This is a genomic window from Stratiformator vulcanicus, from assembly GCF_007744515.1.
Classification (GTDB): Bacteria; Planctomycetota; Planctomycetia; order Planctomycetales; family Planctomycetaceae; genus Stratiformator; species Stratiformator vulcanicus.
Genome location: NZ_CP036268.1, coordinates 1,017,307 through 1,029,894, shown reverse-complemented (window position 1 = coordinate 1,029,894; position 12,588 = coordinate 1,017,307). Strand labels below are relative to the sequence as shown.

Here is a 12,588-nt window from a genome sequence, read left to right as displayed (position 1 = left end):
AACCGTCTTCGCTCAGTCGACGGCCTGTGAGCGGAGCGTTTCCGCCGCGTCTTCCGGAGCGGCGATATTGATGAAGCATCCCGTGCCCCATTCAAAACCGGCGGCCCGGGCGATGCGAGGGTAAATTTCGATGTGCCATCGGAAGTAAGGCAACGAACCGGTTCGGAACGGGGCCGTCCGCAGAACGAAGTTGTAGGGAGGATCGCTCAGTGCCGACTCAATCTTCTGCAGCGCCTTTTTGAGCACTTCGGCCAGATCCTGAATCTGCTCCGGCTGAATTTGCCCGAAGTGGCTGCCCGGTCTCCGCGGGACGATCTTCATCTCGTAGGCGAATCGACTCGCGTACGGGCAATAGACGACGAAGTGCGGTGTCTCGAACACGATCCGCGATGCGGTTGTGAGTTCTTGCGCCAATACTTCGGCGTAGGGACACTGCCCGGTCGTTTCGAAGTGATGCCGAGCGGAGGCGAGTTCGTCGCTGAGGTCCTTGGGGACGAAGCCGATCGCCATAATTTGCGAATGAGCGTGCGCAAGACTCGCCCCGGCGGCCGGTCCCTTATTCTTGAATATGACGGTGTACTTGAGCCGGGGGTCACGTTCGTGCGTCAGCAGTCGGTCTCGGTACACGCCCAGCACTTCTTCGACATTTTTTGCACTCAGCCGCGACAGATTCACTTCGAAGTGGGGGCACTCGATGACGACCTCGTGCGAGCCGACCGCATCCACTGCCGAATAGAGGCCGTCATTGCGAATGACGGGGTCGCCTGCCGGATCGAGTGCACCGAACTTATTGGGGACGACACGGACTCGCCAGCCGGGACCGTCAGGCGAAGAGTCGTGCGACCTCACGGCAAGTAATTCCGACGGTGTCGAACTTTCATTGCCTTCGGCAAACGGATCAAAACCATCGGGACGATACGTCTCGTGCTCAAATTCGATCGGGCGCTGCGATCGCTCCGGGGCAATAATGACCCAGCGATCGAGCAGCGGATCCTTTCGAAATTCCGGCATATCTGACACTCCGCCGCCGGTACCTGATCATCGGCAGCGAGCGACGGCCGACCTGTAAAAAGAGTGTTTAATTGGCCGATGCCGGTCGGGTCGACGTGGTGCCCGCCGACGGTGTGAACGGTGCAGCCGCTTCCTGCCCGGTCGCCGCGGCGAGGGCCCGTTGGTAAACGCCGACATACTCCTGCGCACTGCGGCTCCAAGTGAAGTCGCGTCCCATCGCGTTCTGCACGAGTTGTCGCCAGGCCTCGGGCTTGCTGAAGGCGGCAACCGCCCGAGTCACCGCGTCAAGAAGTCCCGCACTGGTGTAATCATTGAAGCGGAAACCTGTCGCCGTGCCGTTCCGCAGCGCCTCCGGAGTTGCATCGACCACGGTGTCTTTGAGCCCCCCGACCGCCCGCACGATCGGGATCGTTCCGTAAGCGAGGCTGTAAATCTGGTTGAGGCCGCAGGGTTCGTACCGGCTGGGCATCAAATAGGCGTCACATCCGGCTTCGATCCGGTGCGCGAGGGCCTCATTGAAGCCGACAGTCGCGGCGACTTTGTCCGGATAAGAGTTCGACAGATGTCGCACGAGCGTTTCGTAGCGCGGGTCACCCGTACCCAAGAAGCACATTTGCAAATCGAGTTCGACCAACTCCTCGGCCGCTCCGGCGATTAAATCGAACCCTTTTTGGTCTGCCATTCGCGAAATCATCCCGAACAGCGGCACATCGGATCGTTCGGGCAGGCCAAATTCCCGCTGCAATGCCGTCTTGCAGGTGCCTTTGCCGACGTGCCACGTCTTTGCGTCGAAGTTTGCCGGCAGGTGGGGATCGGTTTCCGGGTTCCAGATCGTCTCGTCAATGCCGTTGAGAATGCCGACGAGGTCGTCACCTCGTTCGTCCAGAACGCCGTCCAGGCCGCACCCACCTTCGGGCGTCGTGATCTCCCACGCGTAGGTCGGGCTGACGGTCGTGACGACATCGCCAAACACGATCCCCGTCTTCAGGAGATTCAGACCGCCGAAGTGTTCCATCTGCCGCCAGTTGAAGTACTCCCAACTCAGGCCGGTCATCTGCATATCCCAGTGGGCGAAGTTCCCCTGATACGCCAGATTGTGAATCGTGAAGACGCTGCCGGTCTTGTCGAAGCCGGGACGGTCCCCGAATTCCGTCGCCAGTAGCGCCGGTACCAGCCCCGTCTGCCAGTCGTTGGCGTGGACGATGTCGGGACGCAGAGCCATCATTCGACAGGTTTCGAGTACAGCGCGGCTGAAGAAAATGAAGCGGGCACTGTTGTCGGTGAATTCGCCGGTTTTGTCGCCGTAGAGTCCGTCGCGGTCGAAATATTCGGGCTGATCGATCAGGAGGACCGGGATGTCGGTATCCGGCACGGTCGACCAAACGACGCTGCCTTCGACCAGATTCTGGCCGACCGGTATCTCCAGGCGAATTCCCGTCGACTCGAACGGCCCGGCCACACTGCGTCGGATGATCCGCTCATAATTGGGGAGAATGATCCAAACCTGGTGCCCCGCATCCGTCAGCGCCTTGGCGAGCGCCGTCGTCACATCAGCCAATCCACCGGTCTTGGCAAAGGGCACCGCCTCGGAAGCGGCCAGTACGATTCTCATCCAGGATGTCGATCATTGAGGGAACTGCGAACCCGCTGAGCTGTCGAACAATCCGGCTGCCGATCGATCCGGCTAACGACCGCATCGCCGAGCCAGTTCTGTACGAGGTCCTCATCGGCCGACGCTCAACACAATGCCAAGTTAGCGGGTCGTCGTGACGTTGCCAATCCGGCACGACCGACCGGGTTTGCGCTGTCGATCTCACGGGCGTTTTTCCGGCCCGCCGTTCGAAGAATCGGGTTCTTCATCAATTCTTAATTTGAGTCGAGAGACTGACAGTCTCACAATCGAAGAGCTTGCCCCGGTTTCGGCTTTCGTTCGCATTTTGCTCGCCGCGCGTCCTGGATTCTCTGAGTCTTCTCGCGTCCGGCGAAACGTCCGTTTCTGTGATTCGAACCCATGTCGATAAACGTTCGCTCTCTTCCGTCGAAGCTGACGCACGACATGACACTGTCGGGGTTGTCGCTTCACGATGTCGTCGTGTCGCTGGAGACGCCGGCTCAAGTCGTCGCCGATGAGTTCGACGCGCAGCAGGACTTGCCGGGCGCGATCGTGACATCGCAAGATAAACTTGTCGGGGTCGTGTCGCGTGGGAAGTTCCTGGAACAACTAGGCCGCCCCTTCGGCGTCGAGGTTTTTCTGCGTCGACCGATCCGCGTGATGCTCGAGCACATCGGCATTCAGCCGATGGTTCTGTCCCGCGAATGCAGCATTCCGGAGGCGGCCGCGGCCGCCCTTTCTCGCGCCGCTGATACGTTCTACGAGCCGATCGTCATTGCCGATCCGGATGACCCCTCGATCCTTCGGCTGCTCGACATCCACACGTTGCTGATCGCACAGTCGGGTCTGCTCGCGCTCGCCAATGAAACGATTCAAAAACAGAAGCAGTCTGCCGAAGCGGCCAACGTCGCGAAGAGTCAGTTTCTGGCCAACATGAGTCACGAAATCCGCACGCCGCTGACCGCAATCATCGGGTTCGCGGAGAATCTCCTCGACCCGGCACTGGGCGACGAGGACCGCCGGATGGCCGTCAAGACGGTCCTTCGCAACGGCGAGCATTTGCTCGAAATCATCAACGACGTCCTGGACCTGTCGAAGATTGAAGCGGGCCGGCTGGAGGTTGAGCAGATCGAATGCAGCCCGGTGCAGGTCGCCGCCGATGTCGTCTCGATCATGCGGGTGCGGGCGGATGCCAAGCACCTTCCGCTGAAATTGACCTTCGGCTCAGCCATGCCGTCGATGATCCGGAGCGATCCGACCCGATTACGGCAAATTCTCCTCAACCTCGTGGGTAATGCCGTCAAATTTACGGGGGAAGGCAGCGTGACGCTGCATTCGTCGTTCGACCCGCGCGCTCGCGGCGGTCCCGAATTGCGATTCGACATCGTCGATACCGGCATCGGTCTTACGCCGGAGCAATTGGGCAAGCTCTTCAATGCGTTCGCGCAGGGCGATGCCTCGACGACGCGACAATACGGCGGGACCGGCCTCGGGCTGACGATCTCGCGGCGTCTTGCTCGGATGCTCGGCGGTGACGTAGGCGTCGAAAGCAACTACGGATCGGGCAGCACATTTACCGTGCGCGTCAAAACGGAACTGGTCCCCAGTGCCACGATGCTCAGTGACCCGCTCGAAGCACTCGGCGAGGCCGATGAGACACCTTCGATCAATTCCGGGAGCGGAATTCTCAACTGCAGTCTGCTGCTCGCCGAAGACAGCCCCGACAATCAGATTCTCATCGCCGGATTCCTGCGAAAGTGTGGTGCCGAAGTCGTCGTCTGCGAAAATGGCGAGCAAGCCGTCGACCTCGCCCTGATGCACGAACAGGACGGACGACCGTTCGATCTGATCCTGATGGACATGCAGATGCCCATCCTGGACGGCTACGACGCCACGAAGAAATTACGAGAATACAGCTACCAGCGGGCCATCATCGCACTGACCGCCAACGCAATGGGCAGTGACCGCGAACGCTGCCTCGAAGTCGGCTGCAACGACTACGCGACCAAGCCGATTCGGCGGGACGAACTGATCGGACAAATTCAGGCCCAATTGCCGAAACGCGACGGCGACCTGACGACATCCTCGGAGGAAGATGCAATGGCCGACCAACCGTCGACATCCTCGGACGAAAGAGCGGACGAAACGGCGTCAGGCAGCGGTTCGCATCCTGTATTCAACGAAAAAACCGCCCTCGAGCGGGTGGCGGGGGAAGCCGATTTGCTGGTCGATATTGGTGAAGTCTTTCTTGAGTACAGCACCGAATGGATGGACGAAATTGATTCCTCCCTTGCGTCTGGCGATCTCGCGACGCTCAAGCGGGCTGCGCACACCTTAAAGAACAGCGCTGACAACGTCGGCGGCCAAGCGACTTACGAAACGGCGTTCGAATTGGAACGCAAAGCAGGTGATGAAGCCGTCGATGAACTGCCGGCACTACGAGACGCCGTCCGACGGGAGTTGGACCGGTTCCGACCCGTACTGCGGCAGCATCTCGACTCGATCAACACCCCCGCCACGTCGTGAGTCGCGCTACGGTAGGATGACGCCAATCGCTGAAACCGTCGCTGCCTGCGTCGCCGCGGCCCGAGCGTTCAGCGGAATCTGATAGGTCTTGTGAGGCACAGGATCACCCGGCTGGTGATAGCCGAGCGTGTACATCTTCTTGTAGACCGGATCGAGACCCATCTGATAGGGCAACCCGATCAACTGGGTGCTGAACAGTCCGAGCGAAACGATCGGCTGGGCAATGTCGCCGTAGGTGTGACCGTATCGTTCGAGCGTGACGTCATTAAAGTATGCCGGATTGTGATGCAGATTTGATGCCCGCCACTGAAACGTGAGACCGGGCATGAGGCGCTCACCATAGTAGTCCTGCCCGATCGCAACTTCGTCCGGGCAGGCCGGGGTGAACTCTTCGCCCTCTTTGCAGGCGATGCCTTCCGGTCGCGGGCAAAGATACAGGCACGGGTCGTCTCCGAGGATCGTCGCATCGTAGTCCCAGTAGGGTTTGATGTCGGCGATTCCCTTGAGCTGACGCGGGTCACGGGCGGCATCTTCGATTTCGCTATCAAATCCGTACGGAGCATCTTGTCCGAACTCGTCGTTTTGGAAGGCGGTCTTCAGAGGCGTGACCGAGCTTCCAACGCGAGCAAATTTATTAGCCACCGACAGGTTGACCTTCGGCCGTTGGAATTTCTCGGCCCCGTGGTCAGCGACTTGAGCGTCGGAGACTTCCGCGAGGGCAACACGGCCAACGGCGGGCTCGTCCTGCGTGGCCCGACGCCACTGGCCGTCCGACAGGGTCCGCGGCTGAGTCCAAGACTGCTGGGCAAACGCTCCGGCCGGCGCGAAGGTCAGCGCGATCGTCATTGCCGAGAGCAGACGACTACGGAGAGTCCATCCCCGAGTGCTCGACGGAGTAATTTGGAGCTTCTTGAGTGATCGCGATATCATGCGGATGGTTCTCCCGAACCGAAGCCGCGGAGATCTGGATAAAGCGAGCCTCCGTTCGCAGTTCGTCGATCGATTTGACGCCGAGGTAACCCATCCCGCTGCGAAGCCCCCCGACGAGCTGATAAAGCAGCGCGTTGAGGTGGCCCTTGTAGGGGACGCGACCCTCGACCCCTTCCGGGACGAGCTTGCGTGCGTCGGCACGACCTTCGTCATCGAGTGCCGATTGGCGATAGCGTTCGCTACTACCTTTCGACATGGCCCCGATCGATCCCATCCCGCGGTACCGCTTGAAGGAGCGTCCCTGGTACAGAATCATTTCGCCGGGGGATTCATCGAGTCCGGCGAGCAGTCCGCCGAGCATAACGATGTGAGCCCCGGCGGCGAGGGCCTTGACGATGTCGCCGCTGTATCTGATACCTCCGTCGGCAATTATGGGGACGTCCGTGTCCTGAACCGCTCGGGCCGCCGCGGCGATCGCAGAAAGTTGCGGAACGCCGACGCCGGAGATGATCCGAGTGGTGCAGATCGATCCGGGCCCGATACCGACCTTGACCGCGTCGGCCCCGGCTTTCACGAGATCGGCCGCTCCGTCGGTGGTGGCGACGTTGCCGGCGATCACGTCGATGTCGAATCGCTGCTTGATGCCGCGAACGGTCTCGACGACGTTTCGTGAATGTCCGTGAGCGCTATCGACGGTCAGGACGTCGACCCCGGCGGAAATCAGTGCTTCGGCGCGCTCGAAGTCGCCAACACCGATCGCCGCACCGACCCGCAGCCTCCCTCGCGCATCCTTGCTGGCCGAAGGAAACTGAAGGTTCTTGTCGATGTCCTTGATCGTAATCAAGCCCTTCAGTTCATACCGATCGTCAACCAGCAGGAGCTTCTCGACCTTATTTTCCAGTAGAATGCGTTGAGCCGTTTCAAGCGTCGTATTCTCCGGAGCTGTGACGAGATTCTCCTTCGTCATAACCTGCTCAACCGGAATATCCTGCCGTTCGAGGAACCTCAGATCACGGCTTGTGAGGATTCCGCGGAGTTTGCGGCCTTCGGTGATCGGCACCCCGCCGATATTGCGATCTTTCATTAATTTTCGAGCCTCGGCGACCGTGGCCGACGGCGGCAGCGTGACGGGATCGACGATCACGCCGTTTTCGCTTCGCTTGACCCGTTCGACCAGCCCCGCCTGCTCCTCGACCGGCATGTTCTTGTGAATCATGCCGATGCCGCCCTCCTGAGCCATCGCGATCGCCATCTCCGCCTCGGTGACGGTGTCCATCGGGCTGGAGACGATCGGCGTATTGAGCGGTACGTGCCGACTCAGCCGGGAGGCGACCGAGACCTCCGAAGGCATGATTTCGCTGTAGGCGGGCTCCAGCAGGACGTCGTCGAAAGTAATTCCTTGGTAGGCGATGCGACTTTGCATGACGGTGAATAAACCTTGAGCGGGGCGAGGACTCCGTTCGCGTCCAGTATAACGACTCGCTGAAAAGTGGAAGTCAACGTCGCCGGAAGTTCTTCAAACCCGCCGCTCGCCGACCTCTCAGAGTTCCTTCAACCGATCTTGTGCCACATGCCGGACGGAGAAAACGTAGACCTGTTCCGCAGTCGCGGTAAACAGCACGCGATGAGTCGGTCGCGACCCTAGACCGAATAGCTTCTGCCGGATGCCTTCATTCGCAGAATCGATCTCGGACGCGATCGCGTACGACTCTGGGGCGAAACCTATCGACTCGATTTCTGCGATGATCCGCTCGTACCACTGGGCTGCCGCTTCCGCCGATCGATGCTCGGACCACCACCAGAACATCTTGCTGATTTCGTCGTACACTACAGGATCAATTGCGACAGGAATGGAAGCATCCATCGATTTTGATCTTAACTCTTTGAGTTGCGCGAAAGGCCGTGCTCCTCGCGGAACCTCTGGTCAAAGTCGGTCAGCGGAATCCCGCGACCCGCAACCCGATTCGAAATCCCTTCGCGAACTGCCTCCAAATCCTCAAGCCACACTCGGGCGATCTTCGGTAAATCGCTCTCATGCAACGGGTCGCCTGCCTCAGCAAGAAGGCGAGATGCGTACTTGTGAAACGAATCGAGCGATTGCTGCGTGAGCGAGGTGTTCGCTTCGGCAGTTGCGGCTTGCTCGGCGATTTGCTCAGCCATCAGACGGCTCCGTTACAGGAAAAGGGTCCGGTGTATCAGTATCGTATGAGTTGCTTGGACGGATGTCATGCCGCCACTCAAGCGGCTGCGGTAAATCGCGATCGGCGTATTCGAAGTGCACGATCCGCCTGCGTCGCGGCTCGCGCGGCTCCAGCGAACCATGCATGATCGTCGGCCGCATCGCGACGACCCCGCCCGCCTCCGTCGCACAGGTAACGATCGCCGATTCCGGCGGGGCGTCTGCCGACACGTCGAAGTCCCGGTGCGATCCGCGGATCACTCGCAACGCCCCGTTGTCGTCATCGTTCGCATCGAGAGACAGCCGCAGCGCGAGCATGCCGTCGAGAACCTCACGTGGCGGACGGACATGCGGGATGCCTGACTTCACCGACCACGCCGTAAATCCGGGCACGTCGGCTCTTTGCCGCACGCCGATCGTCATGTCGCGATGCCATGGCAGCCCCCACGGTAGGTCAATCGGCTTCTCAAAGATCGTCGCCCGCACACAACGTGTTTCGGGACCGAGAACTTCGGCGGCGAGGTCGAACAGTGCCGGTATCGCCGCCAATTCCGTTAACTGAGGGATTAAGGAGAACACATCCCGCACCGCGTAGGGAGTGTTTGCCTGTGTGCGGACTGTTTGATGGTGACCTGCTACCGCTTCTTCCATCACCGCATCGATGACGTCATTCCAATGAGAGACGTCATTCGAACTCATCGGTCCGGCCAAAGTGAAGTAGCCATCGGCGGCAATTCGTTCGGCCACACTCAATTAATCAGTCCCCTCATTCATCATCCCAAACAATCGGTTAGAGACTCGAACCAGCACTTCCGGCTCTAACTCCTCAGCGCGTTGATTCACACCAAAGCCGAATTCTTCGAAGAGGTCGTCGACCCGTTCTTTCGGCATCTGCTTGCGATACATGCCTTTCAAAACGCCGCGCATTAATTTGCGGCGGTGATGAAACAGCCGGCGCAGGAAGTCTTGAAAGAACAGCAGGTCTTCAATTTTGCCAAACCGCTCGGGGGCGGGCGTAAGACATATGACTGCGCTGTGAACCTTCGGGCGGGGCCAGAAGACCTGCGGGCCAAGCTTTTTTAAGATCGACGGGAACGACTGCGCCTGCAGCCAGACGGCGAGCGAACCGTAATTACCCGTTTGTGGACTCGCGGTCATCCGCTGCGCCAACTCCAATTGAATTGTGCAGACCATCCGCGTCCACGGCAGGCCGGTCAAAGTTAGGTTACTGATCACCGGCGTCGCGATTGCATAGGGTAGATTCGCTACCAGTTTTAATTGCGAGCCTTCGATGGCATCCAATTGATTGCGAAGGGTTTCCAGAACAATCGGTTGAAAATTGTTCTTGTTCTTTAATGCGTCGCATTGCAGCAGCGTCACGTTGTCGTACGGCTCAATCACACCGGTGGCGATCGCGTGCAGGTGACGATCGAGTTCGACCGACACCACCGCGCCCGCCTGCTGAGCCATAAACGCCGTCATTCCGCCGGTCCCCGCGCCCACTTCAAGGACAACGTCCTTCGGGCCGAGATGAGCTTCCGCCACCACGAAATCGATGATGTTCACATCGGTTAAAAAATTCTGCCCGAGGTCCGAGCGCGGATTCAGCCCGTGCTGCTTTAGCAGCGCCATCAGGTGAGTACGAGTTTGGCGAATTGGGTCGGACACTTCGTGACAGTTTAGGGTTTAGAGATGAGAGGTTAGGATAGGACTACCCTTTGAGACTGGATCTCAGGCCGCTTAGCATGCGGGCAAGCTCTTCCGCCTGACGATAAAGTCGAGCATGGTCGTGTTCCGCCAAATAGTTTTCGCCGACGGCGATTGCCAAATGGGAGACGGTTTCCATCAACGAGCCGTAGGCAATCTCCACAAAGCGAAGGTAGTCGGCTTTCGAACGACGACCGTTACCTTCCGCAATGTTCGCCGAAATGGAGACGGAAGCACGCCGAAGTTGGCTGGTCAACCCGTACTTCTCATCGTCGGGGATTGTCCGTGTCACGGAATAAATCGACCGACTGAATCGAATCGCGTCCTGCCAAGCCTTCAGTTTTTCGAAATTAAGCATCTCTCACCTCTCGTCTCTCAACTTTAAACTCGCTGCGCCAGCAGCTTCTGCACGTATTTACCCAGCACGTCGGTCTCCAGATTGACCGCGTCGCCGACCTTGCGATCACCGAGGGTGGTTTCTTCAAGAGTGTGAGGGATGAGAGCAACGCTGAAGGAATCGGCGTCGACGTTAACGACGGTGAGGCTGACTCCGTCGACGGCGATGGAGCCTTTCTCCACCATAAGTTGCGTTAAAGATTCCGCTGCTTTGAACGTCATATCGATCCACTCGCCGTGACGCTCAATCTTTTGAATCGTGCCGACGCCGTCGATGTGTCCTTGGACGAAATGCCCCCCGAGCCGGGCATCGGCTTTGAGGGCTCGCTCCAAATTAACGGCATGCCCCACTTCGAGATCGCCGAGGTTCGTCTTCTGGAGCGTTTCCGCTCCCGCTTCGACGACGATCGACATGCCGCCGGAGTCCATTGCGTGATGTTCAACAAGCGTGAGGCAGCAGCCGTTGAATGCGACGCTGTCCCCGATCGAAAAGTCGTTCCCCATCGAAACGGGAGATTCGACGACGAGGCGAAGGTCTTCCCCGCCCCGTTCGAGTCGGCGAACGACGCCCAGGCCTTCCACTAAACCTGTGAACATAGATGCTTGCAATTAAGGTTTGAATTCGGCAGGCGGCCGGTCGGACAAATCGGAACCGACAACTATTGGAAGTTGCAACAGAGTTTGGATGAAATTCTACGTGCCGTCTTGCTGCGGGCTTGCTTCACGTGTGATTGTGACCGCTCACGGATTGGAACGCGAGTGGGCGACCGACAACTAACGCTGCGCCGCGTGTTGCGTGTCCTGAAGCCAGCGAACCGGGTGCGGGATGCGAATGGGCAATGCCATGAACGCCGATGTGAGCAACAGTGTCGCATCGAGCAGGAGGATCAACCCTCGATCCGTCACCATCGGCAGCGCGTGAGCGACCGAGACCGACGCGACATAGACCGGGTCGCATCGCAGTGCGATGAACAGAGCCGCCACCATGACAAGGTTAGCGGCTGCAGGTACCGGCAGCCCGATAAAATATCGCTGATCAGCTTGCGGTCGTCCGACGGACGCTCGAATCAAGCGGGCGACGCCGCTCATCAAATAAAGGACAAGGGCCGAAATAAACAGCCAATTGAAGGGATCGACCCAGCCACGCCACAGGCGTGCGGCGACCATGAAGACGCAAACTGAAGCGACAATCGGCAGGACGACGAACGACACGATATCGCAACCGGCATCGAGACGGCGCCCGACTTCCGACTCCTGATCGAGCCAGCGGGCAACCGCACCGTCGAGCCCGTCGAAGACCGAAGCGAGAATCGCACAGACTGAACCTAGCAGCACGGCCATCGACAGGCCGTAGTGAACCGAGACCGGCCCGCAGAGCAGATAAACGCCAACCCCGCCGCAAATTGCATTGGCGAACGAGAACATGGCGGGAATTAGGGGCAATCCTCTCATGGCTCAAGTGTAGCATCGCGGCCGGATTTCGCCGCCATCGCGACCTTCTGAGTGAATCAGCGACATCCTGAACCAATCGTTGCTCTAACCGTACCGTTGCGGAGAAATCTCCCATGCGTCGGATAGCGAGTTCTCAGCGCGGGCGAGAATTCCTACGTCGCAACCGGCTCAGTCGTTCCGAATTTGAGAAAGTTTCTCAGCAAGTCGTATCCCGAGAGCGTCAGGAAACTTTCCGGATGGAATTGCACGCCGTGGACCGGGTGTGCTCGATGTCGAAAGCCCATGACTTCGCGTTCGAATTCGTCATCTCTGGTCCAGGCGTTGACTTCGAATTCGTCGGGCAACGCATCGGGCGGCACGATCAGGCTGTGATAGCGAGTTGCTTCGAAGGGATTGGGCAGCCCGGCGAATACGCCCGTCCCGTCGTGATGAATCTGCGACGTTTTCCCGTGCATCAGACGATTGGCCCGCACGACTTTGCCGCCGAAGGCTTCCGAGATGCACTGGTGCCCCAGACAGACGCCCAGGATCGGAATCGTCGGACCGAAGTGTGACACGATCTCTTTGGAGAGACCTGCCTCCGCCGGCGTGCAGGGGCCGGGCGATATGACGATCCGATCGGGATCCAGGCGTTCGATCGCCTCGATCGACGTTTGATCGTTTCGCTCGACGGTCAGCTCAATGGCCGGGTCGATCTCGCCGAACCGCTGCACGAGGTTGTACGTGAACGAATCGTAATTATCGAGGATATAGAGCATTGCGGCGTCGAAAGTTG

General features: G+C 59.2%; 13 protein-coding genes. 1 reads left to right on the top strand and 12 read right to left on the bottom strand.

Features of this window, described 5'->3' with window-relative positions:
• Positions 1–12: 12 nt before the first annotated feature.
• A complete protein-coding gene (galT, locus tag Pan189_RS03835; protein WP_145362643.1) occupies positions 13–1,011 on the bottom strand; it encodes a galactose-1-phosphate uridylyltransferase in 999 nt (332 codons plus the stop codon).
• Positions 1,012–1,078: 67 nt separating this feature from the next.
• Positions 1,079–2,623, bottom strand: a complete 1,545-nt coding sequence (gene glgA, locus Pan189_RS03830; protein WP_145362642.1) for a glycogen synthase GlgA — start codon at positions 2,621–2,623, stop codon at positions 1,079–1,081.
• A gap of 399 nt (positions 2,624–3,022) precedes the next feature.
• Between glgA and Pan189_RS03825 the strand changes: the two genes are divergently transcribed.
• Positions 3,023–5,149, top strand: a complete 2,127-nt coding sequence (locus tag Pan189_RS03825) for an ATP-binding protein (RefSeq protein WP_145362641.1) — start codon at positions 3,023–3,025, stop codon at positions 5,147–5,149.
• Positions 5,150–5,155: 6 nt separating this feature from the next.
• On the opposite strand, the gene Pan189_RS03820 is transcribed toward Pan189_RS03825, so the two are convergent.
• From Pan189_RS03820 to Pan189_RS03775, 10 genes are all read right to left on the bottom strand, one after another.
• Positions 5,156–5,995 carry a hypothetical protein gene (locus tag Pan189_RS03820; protein WP_145362640.1) on the bottom strand — a complete coding sequence of 280 codons (840 nt, stop codon included), beginning with the start codon at positions 5,993–5,995 and terminating at the stop codon, positions 5,156–5,158.
• Positions 5,996–6,011: 16 nt separating this feature from the next.
• On the bottom strand, positions 6,012–7,502 hold the full coding sequence (gene guaB / locus Pan189_RS03815; RefSeq protein WP_145362639.1) for an IMP dehydrogenase: 1,491 nt from the start codon (positions 7,500–7,502) through the stop codon (positions 6,012–6,014).
• A 117-nt stretch (positions 7,503–7,619) separates the two neighbouring features.
• Positions 7,620–7,943 carry a type II toxin-antitoxin system RelE/ParE family toxin gene (locus Pan189_RS03810; protein ID WP_145362638.1) on the bottom strand — a complete coding sequence of 108 codons (324 nt, stop codon included), beginning with the start codon at positions 7,941–7,943 and terminating at the stop codon, positions 7,620–7,622.
• Positions 7,944–7,954: 11 nt separating this feature from the next.
• A complete protein-coding gene (locus Pan189_RS03805) occupies positions 7,955–8,239 on the bottom strand; it encodes a hypothetical protein (RefSeq protein ID WP_145362637.1) in 285 nt (94 codons plus the stop codon).
• Positions 8,232–9,005 (bottom strand): phytanoyl-CoA dioxygenase family protein, encoded by a 774-nt coding sequence (locus Pan189_RS03800; protein ID WP_145362636.1) that lies wholly within the window; start codon positions 9,003–9,005, stop codon positions 8,232–8,234. Before Pan189_RS03800 ends, Pan189_RS03805 begins: the two co-directional genes overlap by 8 nt.
• 6 nt (positions 9,006–9,011) lie before the next feature.
• Positions 9,012–9,926: a 16S rRNA (adenine(1518)-N(6)/adenine(1519)-N(6))-dimethyltransferase RsmA gene (rsmA, locus tag Pan189_RS03795; protein ID WP_145362635.1), complete on the bottom strand. Its 915-nt coding sequence runs from the start codon at positions 9,924–9,926 to the stop codon at positions 9,012–9,014.
• A 43-nt stretch (positions 9,927–9,969) separates the two neighbouring features.
• On the bottom strand, positions 9,970–10,323 hold the full coding sequence (locus tag Pan189_RS03790; protein ID WP_145362634.1) for a four helix bundle protein: 354 nt from the start codon (positions 10,321–10,323) through the stop codon (positions 9,970–9,972).
• Positions 10,324–10,346: 23 nt separating this feature from the next.
• On the bottom strand, positions 10,347–10,958 hold the full coding sequence (locus Pan189_RS03785; RefSeq protein WP_145362633.1) for a riboflavin synthase: 612 nt from the start codon (positions 10,956–10,958) through the stop codon (positions 10,347–10,349).
• A gap of 177 nt (positions 10,959–11,135) precedes the next feature.
• Positions 11,136–11,786, bottom strand: a complete 651-nt coding sequence (locus Pan189_RS03780; RefSeq protein WP_310821048.1) for a CDP-alcohol phosphatidyltransferase family protein — start codon at positions 11,784–11,786, stop codon at positions 11,136–11,138.
• Positions 11,787–11,965: 179 nt separating this feature from the next.
• Positions 11,966–12,571 carry an anthranilate synthase component II gene (locus tag Pan189_RS03775; protein WP_145362631.1) on the bottom strand — a complete coding sequence of 202 codons (606 nt, stop codon included), beginning with the start codon at positions 12,569–12,571 and terminating at the stop codon, positions 11,966–11,968.
• Between the last annotated feature and the right edge of the window lie 17 nt (positions 12,572–12,588).

Coding starts and splice junctions, on each gene's coding strand:
- galT (WP_145362643.1), bottom strand. CDS start 1,011: ATGCCGGAATTTCGAAAGGATCCGCTGCTCGATCGCTGGGTCATTATT.
- glgA (WP_145362642.1), bottom strand. CDS start 2,623: ATGAGAATCGTACTGGCCGCTTCCGAGGCGGTGCCCTTTGCCAAGACC.
- Pan189_RS03825 (WP_145362641.1), top strand. CDS start 3,023: ATGTCGATAAACGTTCGCTCTCTTCCGTCGAAGCTGACGCACGACATG.
- Pan189_RS03820 (WP_145362640.1), bottom strand. CDS start 5,995: ATGACGATCGCGCTGACCTTCGCGCCGGCCGGAGCGTTTGCCCAGCAG.
- guaB (WP_145362639.1), bottom strand. CDS start 7,502: ATGCAAAGTCGCATCGCCTACCAAGGAATTACTTTCGACGACGTCCTG.
- Pan189_RS03810 (WP_145362638.1), bottom strand. CDS start 7,943: ATGGATGCTTCCATTCCTGTCGCAATTGATCCTGTAGTGTACGACGAA.
- Pan189_RS03805 (WP_145362637.1), bottom strand. CDS start 8,239: ATGGCTGAGCAAATCGCCGAGCAAGCCGCAACTGCCGAAGCGAACACC.
- Pan189_RS03790 (WP_145362634.1), bottom strand. CDS start 10,323: ATGCTTAATTTCGAAAAACTGAAGGCTTGGCAGGACGCGATTCGATTC.
- Pan189_RS03785 (WP_145362633.1), bottom strand. CDS start 10,958: ATGTTCACAGGTTTAGTGGAAGGCCTGGGCGTCGTTCGCCGACTCGAA.
- Pan189_RS03780 (WP_310821048.1), bottom strand. CDS start 11,786: ATGTTCTCGTTCGCCAATGCAATTTGCGGCGGGGTTGGCGTTTATCTG.
- Pan189_RS03775 (WP_145362631.1), bottom strand. CDS start 12,571: ATGCTCTATATCCTCGATAATTACGATTCGTTCACGTACAACCTCGTG.